The organism is Psychrobacter sp. H26 (assembly GCF_059073035.1).
On record NZ_JCACRW010000001.1, the window covers coordinates 1,565,046 to 1,584,816 of the forward strand.

General features: G+C 44.8%; 16 protein-coding genes. 4 read left to right on the forward strand and 12 right to left on the reverse strand.

What is annotated here, in order from left to right:
- Positions 1-32: 32 nt before the first annotated feature.
- The 4 genes from AC5JPT_RS06425 to nfsB form a co-directional block, all read right to left on the reverse strand.
- Entirely contained in the window at positions 33-2,456 is a 2,424-nt protein-coding gene (locus AC5JPT_RS06425) for a molybdopterin cofactor-binding domain-containing protein (protein WP_493857521.1), read from the reverse strand.
- Positions 2,457-2,458: 2 nt separating this feature from the next.
- Positions 2,459-3,451, reverse strand: a complete 993-nt coding sequence (locus tag AC5JPT_RS06430; RefSeq protein ID WP_493857522.1) for an FAD binding domain-containing protein — start codon at positions 3,449-3,451, stop codon at positions 2,459-2,461.
- A complete protein-coding gene (locus AC5JPT_RS06435) occupies positions 3,448-4,119 on the reverse strand; it encodes a 2Fe-2S iron-sulfur cluster-binding protein (protein ID WP_493857523.1) in 672 nt (223 codons plus the stop codon). Before AC5JPT_RS06435 ends, AC5JPT_RS06430 begins: the two co-directional genes overlap by 4 nt.
- 438 nt (positions 4,120-4,557) lie before the next feature.
- On the reverse strand, positions 4,558-5,214 hold the full coding sequence (nfsB, locus tag AC5JPT_RS06440; RefSeq protein WP_319051328.1) for an oxygen-insensitive NAD(P)H nitroreductase: 657 nt from the start codon (positions 5,212-5,214) through the stop codon (positions 4,558-4,560).
- Between the two features lie 436 nt (positions 5,215-5,650).
- Here nfsB and AC5JPT_RS06445 point away from each other — a divergent pair, with 436 nt between their 5' ends.
- Positions 5,651-6,304, forward strand: a complete 654-nt coding sequence (locus tag AC5JPT_RS06445) for a DsbA family oxidoreductase (protein WP_319051329.1) — start codon at positions 5,651-5,653, stop codon at positions 6,302-6,304.
- 43 nt (positions 6,305-6,347) lie between these two features.
- The gene (locus AC5JPT_RS06450; RefSeq protein ID WP_493857524.1) at positions 6,348-7,043 is read left to right on the forward strand and encodes a haloacid dehalogenase type II; all 696 of its coding nucleotides are present in this window, start codon (positions 6,348-6,350) and stop codon (positions 7,041-7,043) included.
- Positions 7,044-7,171: 128 nt separating this feature from the next.
- Here the strand turns inward: AC5JPT_RS06450 and AC5JPT_RS06455 are convergent, their stop codons facing one another.
- Positions 7,172-8,281 carry an S-(hydroxymethyl)glutathione dehydrogenase/class III alcohol dehydrogenase gene (locus AC5JPT_RS06455; RefSeq protein WP_493858440.1) on the reverse strand — a complete coding sequence of 370 codons (1,110 nt, stop codon included), beginning with the start codon at positions 8,279-8,281 and terminating at the stop codon, positions 7,172-7,174.
- A gap of 316 nt (positions 8,282-8,597) precedes the next feature.
- On the opposite strand from AC5JPT_RS06455, the gene AC5JPT_RS06460 reads away from it, so the two are divergent.
- Together AC5JPT_RS06460 and AC5JPT_RS06465 are read left to right on the forward strand one after the other, a co-directional pair.
- Positions 8,598-9,488, forward strand: a complete 891-nt coding sequence (locus AC5JPT_RS06460) for a LysR family transcriptional regulator (RefSeq protein WP_493857525.1) — start codon at positions 8,598-8,600, stop codon at positions 9,486-9,488.
- Positions 9,489-9,581: 93 nt separating this feature from the next.
- Positions 9,582-10,097 (forward strand): DUF302 domain-containing protein, encoded by a 516-nt coding sequence (locus AC5JPT_RS06465; protein WP_493857526.1) that lies wholly within the window; start codon positions 9,582-9,584, stop codon positions 10,095-10,097.
- 75 nt (positions 10,098-10,172) lie between these two features.
- Here AC5JPT_RS06465 and AC5JPT_RS06470 read toward each other — a convergent pair whose 3' ends face one another.
- The 7 genes from AC5JPT_RS06470 to AC5JPT_RS06500 form a co-directional block, all read right to left on the reverse strand.
- Positions 10,173-10,445, reverse strand: a complete 273-nt coding sequence (locus tag AC5JPT_RS06470) for a DUF4031 domain-containing protein (protein ID WP_493842653.1) — start codon at positions 10,443-10,445, stop codon at positions 10,173-10,175.
- 112 nt (positions 10,446-10,557) lie between these two features.
- Positions 10,558-12,807 (reverse strand): transglutaminase TgpA family protein, encoded by a 2,250-nt coding sequence (locus tag AC5JPT_RS06475; protein ID WP_493857527.1) that lies wholly within the window; start codon positions 12,805-12,807, stop codon positions 10,558-10,560.
- A complete protein-coding gene (locus AC5JPT_RS06480) occupies positions 12,804-13,820 on the reverse strand; it encodes a hypothetical protein (protein WP_493857528.1) in 1,017 nt (338 codons plus the stop codon). The genes AC5JPT_RS06475 and AC5JPT_RS06480 overlap by 4 nt, the downstream gene beginning before the upstream one ends.
- Before the next feature lie 100 nt (positions 13,821-13,920).
- Complete coding sequence (locus AC5JPT_RS06485) at positions 13,921-14,877, reverse strand: AAA family ATPase (RefSeq protein WP_493844402.1); 957 nt, start codon at positions 14,875-14,877, stop codon at positions 13,921-13,923.
- A gap of 116 nt (positions 14,878-14,993) precedes the next feature.
- On the reverse strand, positions 14,994-15,455 hold the full coding sequence (locus tag AC5JPT_RS06490) for a c-type cytochrome (RefSeq protein ID WP_493857529.1): 462 nt from the start codon (positions 15,453-15,455) through the stop codon (positions 14,994-14,996).
- 72 nt (positions 15,456-15,527) lie between these two features.
- A complete protein-coding gene (locus tag AC5JPT_RS06495; protein WP_443525861.1) occupies positions 15,528-17,627 on the reverse strand; it encodes an EAL domain-containing protein in 2,100 nt (699 codons plus the stop codon).
- A 332-nt stretch (positions 17,628-17,959) separates the two neighbouring features.
- The gene (locus AC5JPT_RS06500; protein WP_493857530.1) at positions 17,960-19,681 is read right to left on the reverse strand and encodes a cyclic-di-GMP receptor FimW-related protein; all 1,722 of its coding nucleotides are present in this window, start codon (positions 19,679-19,681) and stop codon (positions 17,960-17,962) included.
- Positions 19,682-19,771: the final 90 nt, after the last annotated feature.

Sequence of the window (19,771 nt, forward strand, 5' to 3'; positions counted from 1 at the left end):
AGCGGGTTTTCGTCATATATAAACTTATAAAATTACTCTGGCATCTCATACAGCAGCTTGTCGAGCGTAATCGGGAAATCGTAGACACGGACACCGACAGCGTTGTAGACGGCATTGGCAATCGCGGCAGCCGCACCTGCGATAGCTGTCTCACCGATACCCTTGATATGCATCGGGTTGGTATAAGGATCATCTTCTTCTACCAAGATAACTTCCAACTGCGGTACGTCTGCATTGACTGGCACATGGTACTCGGCGAGGTCATGATTGCAGAGACGACCGTCACGTTTATCATGGATAACTTCCTCCATTAGTGCTGAGCCAATACCGAACACCATGCCGCCGTAGCATTGTGAGGTTGCTGTTTTGTGGTTAAGAATACGACCAGCGGCAAATGCACCTGTCATACGCTTAACCCGAATCTCACCAGTCACCTTGTGAACAGCGACTTCAGCGAAGTTAGCGCCAAAAGACGACTGACGATACTTTTTGCCATTCTTACCCGGCTTTATCTGACCTTTAGCACTGACTTTTTGCTCATCATAGCCAGCGACTACTTCTGCAAGCGCGTAAGCATCTGTATTATCAAAGTCATACTCTTGTGATGCCGACTCTCCTGATAATGAAAGCCCTGTGGTTTGCGATAGCTTATCAATAGTACTATCAGCAAACGATTGACCACCCTTCTTAGCCGCTTCTACTGCCGTTAAATCATGCTCGCCTGTTTTCTTGATTTGACCATTGTCCAACTGAATGTTATCAGGATACAGACCAACTTTTTCTGCTAGCATTTCACGCAGCTGCTCGCAAGCTAGGTAGACACTACTACCAGAACTCGCAGCGCCCCAACTACCGCCTGAGCCTGATGCTGGTGGCAATGCACTGTCACCTAACTTCATTTCGACATGATCGATAGGCAGTCCTAGCAGGTCTGCAGCTACCTGAGAAAACACCGTATAAGACCCTGTACCAATGTCTGTCATATCTGTCTCGATAACAGCTTTGATACCGAGTGCTTTTGACTCATCTACCTGTAGGGTTGCACGTGCTTCAGATGCCTGTAATTGGTTGCCGCGGGCAGCAGCAGCCATGCCTGTACCTATCCACCAGTCACCTTCTAGTTGACTGGCAGGTTTTGCATTTCTTTTATCCCAACCAAACTGCTTAGCACCTTGCTCCATACACTCAATCAGCTTACGTGTCGAAAATGGAATGTCTTTACTAGGATCTTTTTCAGGTTCATTGCGACGACGCAGTTCGATAGGATCAAGCGCTAACTGGGTAGCCAACTCATCCATCGCACACTCAACGGCAATCATACCAACCGCTTCCCCAGGCGCACGCATTGAGCCGGATAACACTTGGTTCATGTCTACCATTTCATAATTTACACGGCGGTTTTTGCCACTATATAGATAGTGTGTAGACAAGGCAGTTGGCTCAAAGAAAGCCTCATCTGGCAAATTACTAGAGATCGTATCGTGAATCAATGTATCGATCACACCGTCATTGTTCGCACCGATTGCGATACGCTGACGCGTGTTTGAGCGTCTGATTGTCGCCTCCATCACTTGTGGACGCGTCATAGTGATCAGCACAGGGCGACCAAGATCTTTTGCAGCAATTGCCGCCGCAATAGATTCAGGAGCAATACCAAGCTTACTACCGAACCCACCACCGACATAGTGTGCGATCAGTTGTACTTGGTCTTTGTTTAGGTCCAGAGCATCCATGACTTGCTGTTTGCAAGAAGCGAGCATCTGATTGGCAGTATACAGAACTAGCTTGTCGTCTTCCCAATGAGCCAATGTTGCATGGGGCTCCATCGCAGAGCTGTTTTGACTTGGCGTATGATAAAAGCGATCAACGGTCACTGCCGCATCAGCTAAGCCTTGTTCTGGATCTCCTTGGACATAGTTTTTGTCAGAACCTTTCTGCTCATCGACCGCGTGTGCATTAGAAAGCTCTTGAGTAAAGTTCAATGCTGCCTGATCAGTCTCGTCTGTATAAGTGATTTTGAGCGCCTTCGCGCCTTCTCTCGCTGCTTCAAAAGTCTCAGCAATGACTACCGCGATGGGCTGACCATGATAAAAAATCTCAGTCGCTCCCTGCGTCGGTGCTTTTTTTAATCCACCTTGTTGAGAGTTACGTAAAAAATGCTCAGGATCGGTCACAACCTTAATAATATTAGGAATGCCTTTGAGCGAATCGTTATCAATGCTCTCAACTCGCCCTTTGGCAATCGTCGCGCCTACCAAGACACCATACGCTTTATTGTCTAGGTGTATCTCAGCACTATAATGCGCTTGCCCGCTGACTTTTAATGAGCCATCGACACGATTGATCGGCTTGCCGACTAGCTTGCTTGCCGTTGTGCTAAATAGCGTTTCAACAGGCTCATCCATGGTCAGTTTTTTGGTCGGTTCTGACTGCGTGATTGATTGTAATAGTGCCATGATTATGCTCCCTCGCCCGCTAGTGCGCGCTGAATGACTTGTTTTAGTAGGCGACGCGTCAATGGTATCTTAAAGTCGTTCTGACCATTACCTTTGGCATCACTCAATAGCAGATCGGCTGCCTGTGTGATGACGTCATTGTTGCCATCGGTATCTGTCAATAATGTTTCAACCGCCTCATTGCGCCATGGCCTAGTACCAATACCACCAAATGCCAAACGTACTGTGTTCAACTTACCACTGTCATCAACATCTACCACTGCTGCACAAGAGACCAGTGCAAAAGCATAAGAGGCTCGGTCGCGTACTTTGTCATAAGTATGTATACCCTTAATAGGAGCTGGCAGTACAACATGCGTAATCAGCTCACCTGCCTCCAATACATTTTCGATATGCGGCGTGTCTTTTGGCAAGCAATAAAAGTCTTTAACATCGATAGTGCGAGTCGAGCCATTTGCTTTAACCGTCTCTATCGTCGCATCTAGTAAGCGCATTGCCACTGCCATATCGGATGGATGCTGAGCAATACATGAATCACTGGTACCTAAGACAGCTAGAGTACGGTTCTCCCCATTGATAGCAGGACACCCTGTGCCCGGTTCACGCTTGTTGCAAGCGCTGTCTGTTTGATAGAAATAGTAGCAACGGGTACGCTGCAAGAAATTGCCGCCTGTAGTCGCCTTGTTACGTAGCTGACCGGTCGCCCCTGCCAAAATTGCTCGCGACAATACTGGATAATTGGCAATCACGTCAGGGTGGGCGGCTAGATCACTATTGGTGACTAGCGTGCCAATACGTAAACCACCATTATCAGTAGTCTCAACCTGCTCTAATTCTAAACGGGTGATATCGACCAGTTTGATTGGGCTCTCGATCTCTAGTTTCATAAGATCTAATAAGTTGGTACCACCAGCGATAAAAGAAGCGTCTTTGGTACTTGCAGATATTGCGGCTTGCTCTGGTGCATCAGCACGGCTGTATTCAAAACGTTTCATGAGCGGCCTCCTGTCGTACCAGTTACTGTTTCTTTGTTTGTATTCTTATTGGCTGCTGAAGCTTTACCAAGTTGCGTCTCGCTTGGCGGCGGTGACCAAATACCTGTCACGCTTGAATTTTGTGTGGAGGTGTTATTGGTCTGGGCAGTAGACTCTGACATCTCACTTTCAAGTACTTGTGAGATGGCTTTAATAATGTTTGGGTAGGCAGAGCAACGACAGATGTTACCGCTCATACGCTCAGCGATTTCTTGTACCAGTAGACCATCAGGATGTTGTAAGTCTGTGCTCACATGGCTTGGCCAATTTTGTTTTACTTCTTCTATTAATGCAGTGGCCGAACAAATCTGTCCTGGTGTGCAATACCCACACTGAAAAGCATCATTATCTTTAAAGGCTTGCTGCAACGCCGAGAGCGAGTCTGGCATCCCAATACCTTCGATCGTCGTAATGTCATCGCCATCATGCATGATGGCAAGTGTAAGACAAGAGTTGACACGGCGACCATTGATAAGCATGGTACAAGCACCGCATTGACCGTGATCACAGCCTTTTTTGGGTCCAGTAATTTGTAGATGCTGACGACAGACGTCGAGCAGTGTCGTACGGGCGTCAAGATTCTCGAGCTGATAATCCTGCTTATTGATTGTTAACGTCAAGGTAGACATGCTGGCTTCTCGCTGGCAGATGAATATAATGGGTGAAAAGATCGCCTTGTAGCTATAGCGACAATAAATCCATTATGACGTACCAAAAAACTTGTTTTGTTTTTACTTTGTAGTTATTACAGTGTAGTTTTTAAACCGTAGCAAGTTCTGTAAGCGAGCATTACCAATAGCTGCAGGGTAATTAATAATCATTTGCATCAACTATAATTAACCACCTATTGATGCCTAATATAGGTTGGTTGTTGTCTATAAGTACTCAAATTCAGGCTTGATAATCTGACAATGTACTTTGTGATGCGAGCAATACGTTCTTAGAAAAAGACAGCAGATTCAATAAATTTTGATAAAAAAAAGCCCCATAAACGAAAACTTATAGGGCTCTTAAAAAACTAATTTAGAATAGTGGTCGCAAACAAGTTGCGAACAAAATACTATAAACTAAGCCTTTGTGATAATGGTCTCTTCGGCAAAGCGAGATTTGGGCAACTCAGCATTGAAATCATCTTCACTACGGTAACCAAGCGAGATGACGGCAACGGCTGTATAGCCTTTACTACGTAATTCAAACTCTTCATCAAGCGCTTTTAAATCTGCGCCTTCCATCGGCACAGCATCAATACCCAAAGTAGCAGCGCCCAGTAGCAGTGCACCCATATTGAGATAGAGCTGTTCGATCAACCAATGCGGCTCATCCTTTTGCTCATAACGGCGAATATCCAAGAACATTTTGCGCGTTTGATGCATTTGCTCTCTGAATTTTGGTTCTGCAAAGCGACCATCACTATCTTCTTTATCTAATATTTCCTGTAAAAACTCATCATCAGCATAGACACGGCTACAGAATACGATGACGTGCGAAGCATCTTTTACTTTGGCATCATTAAACTCATACATACCTTCAGTGCCTTTGGCGACTCGAGCTTTGCCAGCTTCATCATCAGCAATCACAAAATGCCAAGGCTGAATATTAGTGCTTGACGGACTGAGTCGCAAAATGTCCTTTAAACTCTGAAAGTCTTCTGCTGATATTTTTTTATCGGTATCAAATTCTTTGGTGCTGTAACGCCATCTCATTGCTTCAGTGATGCTTTTCATATATGACTCCTATAATTAAAATTTTATTTGTGGTTAGAGCTCTATTATTGATTAGGTATCCGATATTAACGTGGTTTATTTGTTAGCCTACGTTATCAGTTGTCATTGCTCATATATAAGATCATCTCAGACAACCACCTTTTTTATGACCGTGATAAATGGGTTAATTTTTCATATGCTTTATTATTAATACTTTAAACCATCTTAGACACCAGTCAGAGTTTGCAAAAGACTCATTTGTATCATTGGTGACAGTTACAATTAAGCTACCTAAGTGGTAACGCTGGCTGCAGAGGATACATTGTAATCACTCGATCATTCTCTTAGTATAAACTGACTTATCTTGCAGTGAGCAGGGCTACCTAGACAACTGTCCCTTATAGCCCTGTCATCGCACTATCAAACAACATACCAATAAAAATCCCCGCGAGGACTTATGAAACCATCAGAAAACACGCTCCGTATAGACATCGTCTCTGACGTCGTCTGCCCATGGTGTGTCATTGGCTATCGTCAACTGGCAGCAGCACTTGAGCAAACCAATACAGAACACACTATCCACTGGCATCCGTTTGAGCTGAACCCAAATATGCCAGACGAGGGTCAAAACTTACGCGAGCACATCATCGAAAAGTATGGCTCGACCAAACAAGAGTCAGATGCGAGCCGAGTCAGAATGACCGAAGCTGGTCGTGAGGTTGGTTTTGAGTTCAACTTCAATGACGACACGCGCATGCACAATACCTTTAATTTGCATCAGCTTCTGCATTTTGCAGATCAACAAGGCAGCATGCATGACTTAAAACAAGCGTTGTTTACCGCGCACTTTACTAACAATAGAGACATCTCAGACATCCATGTACTTGCTGATATTGCAGCAGAGACTGGTCTTGATAAAAGTGAAGCGTTAGCGGTATTAGAAGGTCAGTTTTTCGCAAAAGAAGTACGAGCAGAAGAACAACACTGGCAACAACAGGGCATCCAAAGTGTACCAGCGATCATCTTTAATGAGCGTCATCTGGTCAGTGGTGCTCAAGGTGTCGAGAACTATGTCAGTATCTTAGAGCAACTGGCTAACATGGCTGAGTAAATCACTTGTCGTTATAAAAAATCATTATAAAAAGGGATACTTTATGTCTTCTAAACACTTTCCTTCGATTATCGTGTTCGATGTCAATGAAACGCTACTGGATATCGATACGCTTACGCCATTTTTTACGCGAGTTTTTGGCAAGCAAATAGTATTGCGCGAATGGTTTGCTCAGCTGGTGTTGTACTCTCAGACAATGACACTCTCTGGTCTGTATGCGCCTTTTGGCGAGATTGGTGTTGGCGCATTGCAGATGGTGGCTGATATCAGACAAGTGACGCTAACAGACAACGATATCAATGAGTTCAAAGAAAGAATGAGCGCGCTGCCTGCTCATCCTGATGCGGCGCCTGCCCTTACACGTTTGCGCGAGGCAGGACTCCGACTGGTGACACTCACCAACTCAGCGAGTAGCCCGTCTCCTACGCCGTTAGAAAAAGCAGGGCTAAGCCAGTTCTTTGAACAGCATTTCAGCGTTGAAACCGTTAGTAAGTTCAAGCCAGCACCTGAGACCTACCAGATGGTAGCTGATACGCTTGCTGTTGACACCTCAGACTTGTGCCTAGTTGCTTGTCACCTTTGGGATACCATCGGTGCCCAAGCAGCAGGCTGCCGAGGTGCTTTTTTGACGCGCCCTTACAATGAGATGCTGAGCGCACCAAATGTACCCGTACCAGATCTGACCGCAGCAGATTTGTTGACACTAGCGGACCAAATCATTAGCCAGCAGAACACTTGATACACTAAGCTAAGAGCCTGTGTTTAGAAATAACATACGAAAAAGCTGCTTCAATATCGAAGCAGCTTTTTTATTATGCAGTCGTCAAGTTAAAAACTTGATTCTGATATCATCATCAGTAGCGACGCTTAAAAATTGACAACCGTACGGATGCTCTCACCTTTATGCATCAAGTCAAACGCTTCGTTGACATCTTCTATTGGCATTGTATGCGTAATGAAATCCTGCAATGGGATTTCGCCCGCAAGGTAACGCTCGACATACCCTGGTAGTTCTGTGCGACCTTTGACACCGCCGAATGCTGACCCTTTCCAGACGCGACCTGTCACTAACTGGAATGGACGCGTTGAGATTTCTTGCCCAGCACCAGCGACACCGATGATGATTGACTCGCCCCAGCCTTTGTGACAGCACTCTAGTGCCGAACGCATGACATCGACATTGCCGATACATTCAAATGAATAATCAACCCCACCATCGGTTAGCTCAAGGATGACTTCCTGAATCGGCTTATCGTAATCTTTCGGGTTAATGCAATCAGTTGCGCCTAGCTTTTTGGCCAGTTCAAACTTGCTCTCGTTGATATCAATGGCAATGATGCGTTGGGCTTTTGCCATTGCAGCGCCAATTACCGCCGATAGTCCGATACCGCCCAGACCAAAGATAGCCACTGTTGCGCCCTCTTCGACTTTTGCCGTATTCATGACTGCGCCCATGCCAGTGGTCACACCGCAACCAAGCAAGCAAACTTCTTCTAATGGTGCTTCTTTATTAACTTTAGCCAAAGAAATCTCTGGCAGCACCGTATATTCAGAGAACGTTGAGCAGCCCATGTAGTGGTAAATAGGCTCGCCGTCTTTGTAAAAACGCGTGGTACCATCTGGCATCAGGCCCTTGCCTTGAGTCTCGCGAACCGCAGAGCAAAGGTTGGTTTTGCCTGAGCGGCACATCTTACAAACGCCGCACTCTGCTGTGTATAACGGAATAACATGGTCGCCAACTTCTACGCTAGTCACACCTTCGCCAACTTGCTCAACGATACCACCACCTTCATGACCCAAAATCGCAGGGAATACGCCTTCTGGATCTTCACCAGATAAGGTGAACGCATCTGTATGACAGACGCCGCTTGCGACGATTTTGACCAGCACTTCACCTTTACGCGGTAGCATCACGTCCACTTCTTCGATAGATAGTGGCTCATTTGGTGCCCAGGCGATGGCGGCTTTGGATTTGATAAATTTATCTGACATAGGAGTCTCTCTTTTAGTTGATTGTTATTTGTGGGTTGCGGCGTAATGCAGACTTAGCAAACCATCATCACCGTCACCCTTTTTCATTATTTCATCCGATTATCTACTCGGCTTGATAGCTACGACTGTCATCGCTGAGACGACTAAAGATAGATTGAGCTTATCTTGCCTGCTGTCTATAGGCAAGCTTCTATAAAAGGAAAGCACCATCTCTATACATTGTTGTTAATCATTATATTTATCTCTAAATAGATAACAATATGCTATATTTGCAAATATCTTTTACATATTGGTAATAATCATGCACTGGGAAGGAATCAGTGAGTTTGTTTATGTGGCAGAGTACGAGAGCTTTACACAAGGGGCAAAAACGCTTGGCATCTCAACTGCTCAAGTTAGTCGGCAAATCAGCGCTTTAGAGCAGCGTTTGAATATCAAACTGCTCTATCGAACCACGCGCAGGGTCTCACTTACCGAAGAAGGTCGCGTCTTTTATCAGCATTGTCGCGGTGTACTCGATGGGCTAGATGCCGCTGAGCAAGCAGTAAGTAATTTACAATCCAAGCCTCAGGGCAAGATCAAACTAACTGCACCTGTGACTTATGGCGAGCAGCAGTTATTACCACTCATCAATGATTTTATGGTGCAGTATCAAGATATTGAAGTGAGCGCTTTGTTGAGTAATCAAAAAATCGATTTGATTGAAGGGGGTTATGATTTGGCCATTCGTATTGGCAAATTAAACGACTCAACCATGATGGCAAAAAAACTCAGCCAGCGTACCAACTTTGTCTGTGCAGCGCCTGCTTATCTTGATAAACATGGGATACCAACAGTGCTCAATGATCTCAGTCAGCATAATTGCTTACTTGGCACTCGAGATTACTGGCACTTTATAGATACTGACCCACGTGTCAGTGAGGATGCAGGTAAAGAAAAAAACCTGCGCGTCTCTGGTACCGTACAATATAATAGCGGCTATAGTCTGGTTGACGCAGCCCTAAAAGGGCTTGGTATCGTACAGTTGCCTGACTACTATGTACAAAAGTATCTTGCATCTGGTGAGCTAGTGAGCTTACTTGATGATTATAGAGAACCCAAAGAAAACATTTGGGCCGTCTATCCACACAACCGTCATCTATCACCAAAGATTAGATTATTGGTTGATTATTTAGCAGAGCAGCTGGTTTAGTCATCTATGAAGGTGTGTTGCAATAACCAAATTGATTACGCACAATGACTATTCGATGTTACTCACTTATGGATAACCTAAAAGGATATAACTATGATAAAAATCATCTCTATCACTGCTCTAGCAATCGCCGTATCATCCTGCGCCAGTATCAATACGCTATTAGATAACACAGATACTACAGGCGCTATGACCAAAACCACGATGTCTATGAATGCCGAAAAAGGCTTGGTCACTTTACAGAGCAATCACTCTGTCCAAGCTACTGCTGATAAACTGGTCTCAGTTATCGAAAGCAAAGGTATGAAAGTATTTGCACGCGTTGATCATCAAAAAAATGCGCAAAGTGTCGATCTGTCATTGCGACCCACACAAGTCATTATGTTTGGGAACCCTAAAGCAGGTACACCCTTGATGAACTGTGAACAGACCGTTGCTATTGATTTACCACAAAAAATCCTCATTAGTGAAGATGCTGATAACCAGGTATGGTTGTCATACAACAACCCTGACTATCTTAAGACACGTCATAATATCAAAGGCTGCGATACTGAGATTGCCAATATCTCAAAAGCACTCAATGCCATCAGCACGGCAGCCGTAAAATAAGACACGTCGCTATTCACTTAATTTGGCAAAAGCGCTAGCGATTGATTCAAAAAATCGAAATGAACGATGACCAGATCACCTTATCTGGTCATTAAGTTCTACTTTTAACTTTTTGGCACACTCAATAATTTTTTTCCTATCGGCAGCAATAGCGCCTTGGGCAATAGCCGTTTCGCGCATTTGTACCGTAATATCATAATGAGGATAGCTGGCATTACGGTGGAATAAACGCGCATCCACCTCGATCAGTGCCGCAAAATCATGCAGCTCTTGCAGGCTGTCCGCAAGCATATGGCACCATTTATAGCCTTTAAATGGTATCTGCACAAAATCTACATATATTGCCATATTTCAATCTCTTACTTATTTACTGAATTAGCATACTGCATCGTGTACTGCTCTAAAATTGGAATGAGCAGTTCTAATCACAAGTAAATCAGTGACACCAAACCCAAAAACCTTAGAGTAATTCACGTACGTTTTTTTTGATTTTCTGGAGTGTTTTTTGATACTCGCTATGACTGGTATCAAAGGTACTCAAGCGTCCATAGCGTAACTGACGGTAGTCTTGTCTAATTTCAATGAGCTTGGACTGAATCGTTATCGGGTTTTCACTGTCTGTTAACTTACTTGTTGCATGATGAGTGTTACCGTCAAGCCGACTATCAATAGCAGTAGCCAAACGCTCTAGCCACGCCAGTTGCCCCTCACTGTCCTCTCGAGCCAGCGATTGATCACGTTTACCCACACGTTTTGAGAGCTGTGCAAGTGGCAAGTCCGCTGGATGCAAGCGTTTGCGGCGGCGCTGCCATATGATAAATACTAAGACTGCCATAATAATAACAGCACTGGCTGCTAACCAAATGATTTGCTGCGTGATTGAGCTGATATTGAACCATTTTAATAGCGAGTCTGCCTGCTTGTCTTGATCATAGCCAACGACATCTTTTTGCCAGTAATAGCTTGCTTGGTCTGATAAGCGCCTTAATGTCTGTAGCATTTGATACTGCTGATAGCTGATTTGAGCACTAGCACCACTGCCAAACATGGCGGCCCCTTGCTGCTGGGTCATCGTATTCATACCCTGCTCAACACGCTCAGGTGCGACAAATGCCGTCGGATCCACACGCACCCAGCCTTGACCCTCAAGCCATACCTCAGTCCATGCATGTGCATCCATTTGACGCACTTCCCAGACATTCCCATTACGACTCGGCTCACCGCCTTGATAGCCTGCTACTACTCGCGCAGGAATACCAGCTGCCCGCATCATAAAGGTAAAGCTTGAAGAATAGTGCTCGCAAAACCCTGCTTTGGTCTCAAACAAAAACTCATCGATACGATTAGTATTCAGTGGCGGCGGCGATAAAGTATAGCGAAACTCTGTCTGATTGATCCAGCGCTCGATAGCAGCCATATAGCGCACCGGATCTGAGCCTGACTGCGCAAACAACTGCTTAGCAAGCGCGCGTGCCTGCGGATTACCTTCATTAGGCAGCGCAAGGTTCGAGCGCCGGGATGCCTCTGCTAACACTGAATCTATACGCATCGGCGCAAACTGCACTACATCGTAGCGAAGCTGTTGCGTCACCGGCTGGTCTTTGGATAACGTAAAGTTGGACGTGATGTTGATATCTGGTTGCTGAGAGAAAGGATAATCTAGTCCAAACAACCAGTTTTGTTGTGTAGGTTCTAGGATAACTTGATATTGAGTAGGTGCTGCTTGCACTTGTTCAGGAACAGTAGCAAAAGCATTCTGGATCCATATAGGTGGTTGTGATCTTACTGACCACTGGCTTGCCTGAGGGCTTGGACGCCAAGTTACCCCATCAAAATCACTAAATACCAAACCGCGCCAGTAAAGCTGCTGCTGCGGTGGACGCTCATCTGCAAACTCTACGCGAAAAGCCAGCTCGGTCGACTGACCTAAATTAGCAAAATCACCAGGTGACATGCTATCAGAGACCCCTGTAATCGCTTGCTGACCTGACAACTGTACGGACCACAGCGGCGGCAATCTCGGGAAAAATAAAAACAGCACTACCAATAAAGGTAACGCGCCAATACCTAATACCCCCAAGGTGCGTATGCGTCCATCACCGCGAGTATTACTATCATCGTTGAGCGCGATAAATGCCAATAAGACGATGATCGCACCAATGATGACCTCTAGCGTGGTAATCAAGCCTTGATCCATCAAAAATAAAGCAGCCAACACAAATAATGATAAATTCAGCACCACGTAAGCATCACGGCGCTTGTACAACTCCCAAAGTTTACTGACCAAACATAGCACCAAAAATGCAACGCCCATATCCAAACCAAAAGCGGTGTTATAAGTCAGCCACAGACCGACCAACCCCAGCAAAAAACCTAGCATTTGCATGCCTTGATAGACACGCTTTAGATGAGATAGTTTTTTGAATCGTCTTTTGATACGTGGCAATTGCCCAACAATACTGACAACAGCAAACCCTATTAACCACAACGGCAAGTGAGCAGCATGCGGTAGTATGACTGCCACTTGAGCGATTAGGACCCAGTAGTACGCTGGTAATGCCAGCAGCTGCCGATACCATTTTTTGTTATCTGCTACGCGGTGGAGCGTTTGAGTACTATTTTTCGCTCGGGTGCGAGACCCAAGTGACAACTGCTCAAAACTTGCCATGTCTGTAGCATCAGTCGCTGGAGGTTGCTTAAATTGGGTCATGGTGCTTTCGCTAACCTTAGCAAGCACGCTTGCGCAAAAACCTCACCGTCACCCATCACTGCGGTAGCAGGAGCATCACTGGGTAAACGCATTTGAAAGGGCACACCGAGCTGACCGAGCGTTAACGCTCCATGAGCCAGTTGCGCCAGTTTTTGTTCATGATGCGCAGCTGGCATATCTGCATAATCTAATGTCTGCTCATGACCGACAGGATCTGCAAAATGCTTGGTAAACATTCCTTGGCCCCGTGCTACGTGACTCCAAGAGACACGCGCCAATGACTCCCCTTCTATATAATTATCTAGGCGCTCAAAGTCGTCTTGCCCTTGCCTATACTGACTGCCTGTTGGCAAATCCTCCATGCTTGCAACTGCATACTGAGCTTGCCAATCAAAGGCTTCAGGTTTGGGGTATACCCAAGCTTTACGCGCAAAATAGACATAAGACCATGCCCGCATGATACCCAAAGGATAAACGGTTTTGATGGTCAACCGTGGTAACTCAAATTGACCACGGTTGCTCGTTTGCACGGGTAGCCTTATGACTTGCTCACCTTGTAGCCTGGTAATAAGGATAGCATTTTGATCATTCGTATCTGCTTTATCTTGACGATCAGCAGATGTCTCAAATTCAAATAGCAGCTGCCTGCGTGGTTGACGACTCTTGCTATCTAACTGTAACGTTATCCAAGCAGGACTACCTGCCTGAGTCATCGTAACGTCTAATAGACGAATATGTAGACCGGATATGTGCGCAAAAGTCACATGGAAGCTAATCAGCCAGACACTGACCAGATAAAAACATAAGCCTAGCACCAAGTTGTTGCCATAATTGACACCCGCAATAAAGGTGATCACTAATAGCACAGCAAATAGCATGCCTTCACGGCTAAAAAAAATATAAACATTGCGTAGATTGAGGATGGCACTATCGTTTTTGGGTGCACGAGAAGCAAACCAACGGCTCAGTGCTGACTTGATTGGTACGGTTAAGGCCTTTGGTAAAAAGCTCATGACTACCCTACTCTTGCCATGTGATTGACTGTGATACTCGTCTTCAACCGACGAATGTAGCCATTTGTTGTAGCCACTGCTCGAGCTACAGTATGGACAGTTAAACAGTAACTGACACTTCTGCCAATATACGCTGTGCGATCGTTTTGGTTGCCTGTCCACCGCTCACATGTGCAGGCACGAAGCGCTGGCCCAGACGATGATCCACTACGGCTGCAAACACCGCTTGGATGTCTTCAGGTACCACCTCCATATGCCCCGATACATAGGCATGAGCTTGGGCAGCACGCTGTAGCGACAGTACGCCACGCGGTGATAGTCCATGATATTCCTGGCTTGCTCGAGTTTTTGCAACGAGCCTTTGTAAATAATCCAACACAACATCTGCCACATACACTTGTCTAACACCTTGCTGAGCCATCAGTACCGCGTCAGTATCAAGTACTGCATCTAAATCTTTTAGTAGCTCGCGACGATCTTGACCTCTTAGCAGCTCACGCTCTGCCATAGGAGAAGGGTAACCTAGTGATAAACATAATAAGAACCTATCTAGCTGTGATTCAGGGAGTGGATAGACACCTGCTTGCTGTAATGGGTTTTGAGTGGCAATGACAAAAAACGGTCGCGGTAATGGATACGTTTGACCATCTTGAGTCACTTGTCGCTCTTCCATTGCTTCGAGTAGCGCACTTTGCGTTTTAGGACTAGAGCGATTGATCTCATCAGCGAGTAATAGCTGGGTAAAGACAGGCCCAGGACGGAACTCAAAGCGTTGTTTACTTTGGTCGTAGATGCTCATACCTAAGATATCAGCAGGTAGCATGTCATTAGTGAACTGCACGCGGCTGAAGCTCAGCCCTAATAGCTGAGCCAATCCTTGAGCCAGCGTTGTTTTACCCATGCCCGGCAAATCTTGTAATAACAGATGCCCACCTGCCAAGATACCACTGAGTGCAAGTTTAACGGCTTGAGGCTTGTCCAATACGATTTGATTCAACTGGGTCATCAGCTGTGCAATTTTTTGCTGATTATATTGAAAGTCAGCAGTAGTCGGCATGGACTGATTAGGCGTCGCTGCTGTTTTTTGAGAGTTGGATGATGATATATCGTTCGCGGTCTGGGTCATAGTCAGTTATCGGCTCATTTTTATGTCATAACGTTCAACAGTTAGCATCAGTTTGTATCCTCTGCAGCTGCTGGAGGCTCAGCGCGGAGGGTAGATAGATAAGCAATGACGTCTGCACGCTCTTTGGCATCTGGCATAGGGTCAGATAGCATTTTTGAGTTTGGTATGGCTTTTTGTGCATCCGCAATATAAGGGTCAAGCGTTTTGGCATCCCATACCCACCCTGATGACTCTAGTCCTTTGCTATAGTCATAATCTTTTAGTTCGGCAGCTGGCGCACCATATACATTCATGAGCTGTGGGCCTTTTTTATTCAGACCTGCATTGAGCTGATGGCATTGACCGCATGCCTCTTTGTAAACCACCAAGCCATTTTTAACATCACCTTTTGTATATAAAGGTAGGGTTACTGGGTCTCGATGGTCAGGCGGAATACTGCTCTCACAAGCGGTAAGCAACAAAACAGTGGCAAAAAGACTGCTTATTTGATATTTACTAATAAGTGGCATTTGGGCAATCTTTGGTTGGTAAATGTCAGTGATAAAGAGTCTATGTCATTACAACTTTAGCATCACAACTTTTTAACTTGCTGCATGGCTTTCTAGTTTTATCGTCTGACTAGGCTCTTCTAAGTAGTACCCTTGTAGATAGCGCGCACCAACACTCCATGCAACCGACATGGTCGCTGCCTCTTCGATATAAGGCATCAACACATCCACTTTCACCTCGTTGGTACTTGTGATGAGTGATTTGACAGTATCTAAGTTATCTGCTGAATTGATATCTTGTACGTAACTGCGCGCCAGACGCACCATATCTGGCTGTACCAAACTGGCAATTTCGATAGATTTGGCAGAAGATCCGAAGTTGTTAATGCCCATTTGGCAATCAACTTCACTCAGAGCGGAGAACTGAGATTTGGCTACAGTTAGGTGATCAACGATGTCTTTTTCATTGAATTGTAATGTTAATACACCGGCGGCACCGCCTACTGCCTTGATCAACTGGCTTGCAACGTTGGGTAGTTTTTTATCGACCAAGGTTGCACTCGTCAGCTGTATCAACAGTCTGGCTTCAGGATGGTGCTTGCGTACATCATTGATTTTTTTGCAGGCGTTAATAAGTACCCAGCGATCTATCTTTTCTAGTAGGTTGTGGCTCTTGGCCACAGTCATAAATTGATCTGGTGTCAATACGGTGTTTTCGGCATCGGAGAGCGGCAGGCGTAGATACACTTCAAAAAAGTCACTGCGATCCCGATCAATATCATAGATTGGTTGAAATGACAGCTCAAAACGGTTGTTAGTGATAGCGTCAACTAACGATTCAGCAAGCGCATGGTCATCACTGTTGGCGTGTTCGCTTGGATCGTATATATGATAGGTACCGCCATGATTAGAGGTTTCTACCATAATATGGTTGATGGTTTCCATGGCACGCTCAAGTACAATGGTAGGCTCAGCGGTATTTTTCTCGATTTTGACCACTGCGATACTGACGGTCGTACTGGTCGTACGCTTATCGACTTCGATGAGCATCTCACTGATACGAGAGCCAATATGTGCTGCGAGCTTTTCAAGATCAGCGGTACTTTTATTTTTGACCAGTATCATAAATGCAGTATCACTAAATCGGCTGACGTGCCCATCAGGTATGAGCTCATCTAACATATAAGCCACTTGTTTGACGGTTGCATCAATCCCTTTCAAACCAAGACTGCTTCTAATCTTACCAACGCTATCGAGTTGCACATACAGCAGCCCTGCTGTCAGCTCCCCTTGAGTCGCTTGCTGGTGTATTACCACCATTTGCTCCTCAAAGCCGCGTCGGTTATCAAGACCTGTCAGATTATCTGTGCGCTCAGCTTCAGCTAAGCGCTTAGCAACCTCTGCACTGTTACTCTGGTTTTGTTGAATGATAATCTGAGTGACCGGCTCACCCTCAAGTGTCGCTGAAGCCATTTGTAGCTTTGCTTCAAAGGTGCTGCCATCAGTACGTACACTCTCAAAGTTAAACTCTACATCTTTGCGACTGCCTTTATCAAACTGACGCAAAAATTGTTTGAAACCTTTGACATTACTACCACCCGAAATCAAATCAATTACTGGCACACCAACGACATCATTCATCGATTTAAAGCCAAATAGTTGCAGATACGGGTCGTTGGCATAGATGTGGATGCCTTCATCGATATAAGCAACGGCACTTTTTGAGTTCTTAATCAAAACATTGGCACGCTGTTCTGATTCGGAGAGCACTTGGCGTAAGGTTTTTAGCGTACGGCGACTGCGCAAGTTACTGTGCTGCAGACAGATAGCCATAACTACTGGCAGCTCTTGATCAAACCTAAGCGCTTTAATCATCGTGCCACTAACAACAGCAGGTAGCCCTTCATCATTAGAGACCGCTGCTGCCGTCTCTTCATTCACTAAGCAAATCATTGGCAAATCGATACTTTGCTCTTGTACGATACTCACCACATCCGTAAAGCTCATATCATAGGCTTTGCCAAATACGAGAACGTCCCACTGTTGACGTAGTACTTTTAACAACTCTTCTTTATCGTCTAAAAATCCTAAGTTCACACTGTCATAATAACCGCTAAGCAATTGCACAAGACGTTCCGCGTAAAGCTGATCATCATTGATAACTAACAAGTTTAAGGTAGACTGAGTGCGCATAGGAAGCCTTTTAATCTTATGGACGTATTTTTATCTATTATTTCTAATAACCTGACACCTTTTCCAAAAATAAACCTAGCACAGAAAACACTAAGCTTGGCGATTATCATAATAATAACTGAGCCTTGCTCTGTATAATACGCTTGGTTAACTAATTTTGGTTACATTAAATAGGGTATCAATTAGAATAACAATATCCATCATTATAGACAATAACTCGGCAAGCTGCAGATTAACTTATGACCTTTCTTGTTTATTAGGATTCTGCGAAGAAACCCTCCAAAACCTCCACATATCAACATGTGTCTGCTTTTTGACAAAAATACCGTAGGCTACAACTGAACTATCTCATACTGACTAAACTCATCAGTCATCAGTATCTTGTTTCCCAAGCGTAATGGCGTTTGCTTACTACCAATACGCATAACGACTCGGTCATTGTTCTGAAAGTAAGAAGGCGGTACGATGAGCGTACTCGTGGTTTTTAGTTGCTCATCCCTACCCAAGATAAATGCAGGTACAAAGTGACGGTTTCGTAGCTCTCTACCCTCTAGACGCAAGCCACAAGCCACAAGTTTATGTCCGAGCACTTGCCATTCTATGATTGGGGCTTTGCTATCAAGATTCGTCCAGCGCACGACACCTATTGACCAGTCAGTTTGTTCTGTTGCCGTAGAGTGGCAAATCAAAAACAAACGCATGAGATGTAATAGTGGCGGTGCATTTCTAGAAGTGTCATCTTCAGCTATCACTTGATCAGGGCTATCAGCATTCTCTTTTTCGGGCCCATCTGCTTCTGGCAACAGTTGCAGCGCACGAAACAGTGAAAGGTGATCATGGCTATCAAATACTCTAATATTTAACGGATTGTTGCTATTTTGCTCTTTACCAAATGTGTCATAACGAGGTCTCTCTTCCTCTGCTAACTCTTTTATTGAGACCAAATTAGCAAAGCTGTTGAAATCGCCCACACGGTAATGAATATCATTAAAACCTGTGACCAATAGCACTTCTTGTTTTTTGCTATATTTGGTAGGCAAAGTAAGCGGAGGCTGTAAGTAACGATAACTGACTGTTGATGCGATTGTATTGAGCAAACCGTACTCTAACGCTGCACTACTATCTCCAAGTAGAGCCTGCTTGCGTGAATCAAAATACTCAATCATCGGTGCCAGCTCTAAGAACAGACAAGTGCGATGTTCTTCATAAGGGTTTATCTCGGAGTTGGCCGTGAGATAGCTTGGTGGGTAATGAGCTTCCAAATCAACAAATACGCGTGTTCTGGTGGTAGGCTCTGTTGTCGCGACCATGTGCTTTGCCCATTCAGGCAAAAAACGTTGCACTAGCAAAATGTTGGTGCGACGCATACCGCGTAGGTTTAGCAGACTGTGTAAACAGATTTGACAATATAGCTGATAGATATTGTTTGCATGAGGGACAGCCGCGTCTATACCCAAATCAATATCGGTTATGCGGTGCTGATAGGCCAGATGATACAGCTGATTTATTTTTGACCACAGATAACTTGCTGGTGGTCGATAGCAGAGTACCTCTTCTGCCAGTATTTTTTGATAGCTGGACAAAGACTGGTAAATAGCAATAGCAAACGTATTAGAAGATTTCTTATTATTGAAATAACGCTGCCAGCCATTTCCCAAAGAGCGTTTAGACCCAGTATTAGGCTCTGAATCTTGTTGGCGTATGATCCTATCATAGACCATGATGATGAGATAATGTAACGACTTGGTTTGTGCGACATAGCCTAGCTGAACCTCATCGAAAACCCCTGTCTCATAAATATACTGTTGCCGTAAAGCAGCAATCAATCGAATTGAAGCGTCAAGTACTGATGCCATCAACTTGAGACGCTGATCTTCATCTATATGAGCTTCTCGTAATGCTATGAGTACACTCTCTAAATGCTGGTATTGCTCCTCAGGCGTTTGTGATGGTAGCGTGGTAAGTAGCTTGACTAAGTAACGCTCTTGACCGTTTACTGATCGATTTGACGATACTGGCAATGGTACAGTAGAAGACAAATGCTCTTGAAACATGGATAACGTTATCATTGGTATTACTACTCACTATCAGTCAATATCAGTCGCTTTGAACGAACGTGCAAAAGTACGCAATCACAAAAAATA

Coding starts and splice junctions, on each gene's coding strand:
- AC5JPT_RS06425 (WP_493857521.1), bottom strand. CDS start 2,456: ATGGCACTATTACAATCAATCACGCAGTCAGAACCGACCAAAAAACTG.
- AC5JPT_RS06430 (WP_493857522.1), bottom strand. CDS start 3,451: ATGAAACGTTTTGAATACAGCCGTGCTGATGCACCAGAGCAAGCCGCA.
- AC5JPT_RS06435 (WP_493857523.1), bottom strand. CDS start 4,119: ATGTCTACCTTGACGTTAACAATCAATAAGCAGGATTATCAGCTCGAG.
- nfsB (WP_319051328.1), bottom strand. CDS start 5,214: ATGAAAAGCATCACTGAAGCAATGAGATGGCGTTACAGCACCAAAGAA.
- AC5JPT_RS06445 (WP_319051329.1), top strand. CDS start 5,651: ATGAAACCATCAGAAAACACGCTCCGTATAGACATCGTCTCTGACGTC.
- AC5JPT_RS06450 (WP_493857524.1), top strand. CDS start 6,348: ATGTCTTCTAAACACTTTCCTTCGATTATCGTGTTCGATGTCAATGAA.
- AC5JPT_RS06460 (WP_493857525.1), top strand. CDS start 8,598: ATGCACTGGGAAGGAATCAGTGAGTTTGTTTATGTGGCAGAGTACGAG.
- AC5JPT_RS06465 (WP_493857526.1), top strand. CDS start 9,582: ATGATAAAAATCATCTCTATCACTGCTCTAGCAATCGCCGTATCATCC.
- AC5JPT_RS06470 (WP_493842653.1), bottom strand. CDS start 10,445: ATGGCAATATATGTAGATTTTGTGCAGATACCATTTAAAGGCTATAAA.
- AC5JPT_RS06475 (WP_493857527.1), bottom strand. CDS start 12,807: ATGACCCAATTTAAGCAACCTCCAGCGACTGATGCTACAGACATGGCA.
- AC5JPT_RS06480 (WP_493857528.1), bottom strand. CDS start 13,820: ATGAGCTTTTTACCAAAGGCCTTAACCGTACCAATCAAGTCAGCACTG.
- AC5JPT_RS06485 (WP_493844402.1), bottom strand. CDS start 14,877: ATGCCGACTACTGCTGACTTTCAATATAATCAGCAAAAAATTGCACAG.
- AC5JPT_RS06490 (WP_493857529.1), bottom strand. CDS start 15,455: ATGCCACTTATTAGTAAATATCAAATAAGCAGTCTTTTTGCCACTGTT.
- AC5JPT_RS06495 (WP_443525861.1), bottom strand. CDS start 17,627: ATGCGCACTCAGTCTACCTTAAACTTGTTAGTTATCAATGATGATCAG.
- AC5JPT_RS06500 (WP_493857530.1), bottom strand. CDS start 19,681: ATGTTTCAAGAGCATTTGTCTTCTACTGTACCATTGCCAGTATCGTCA.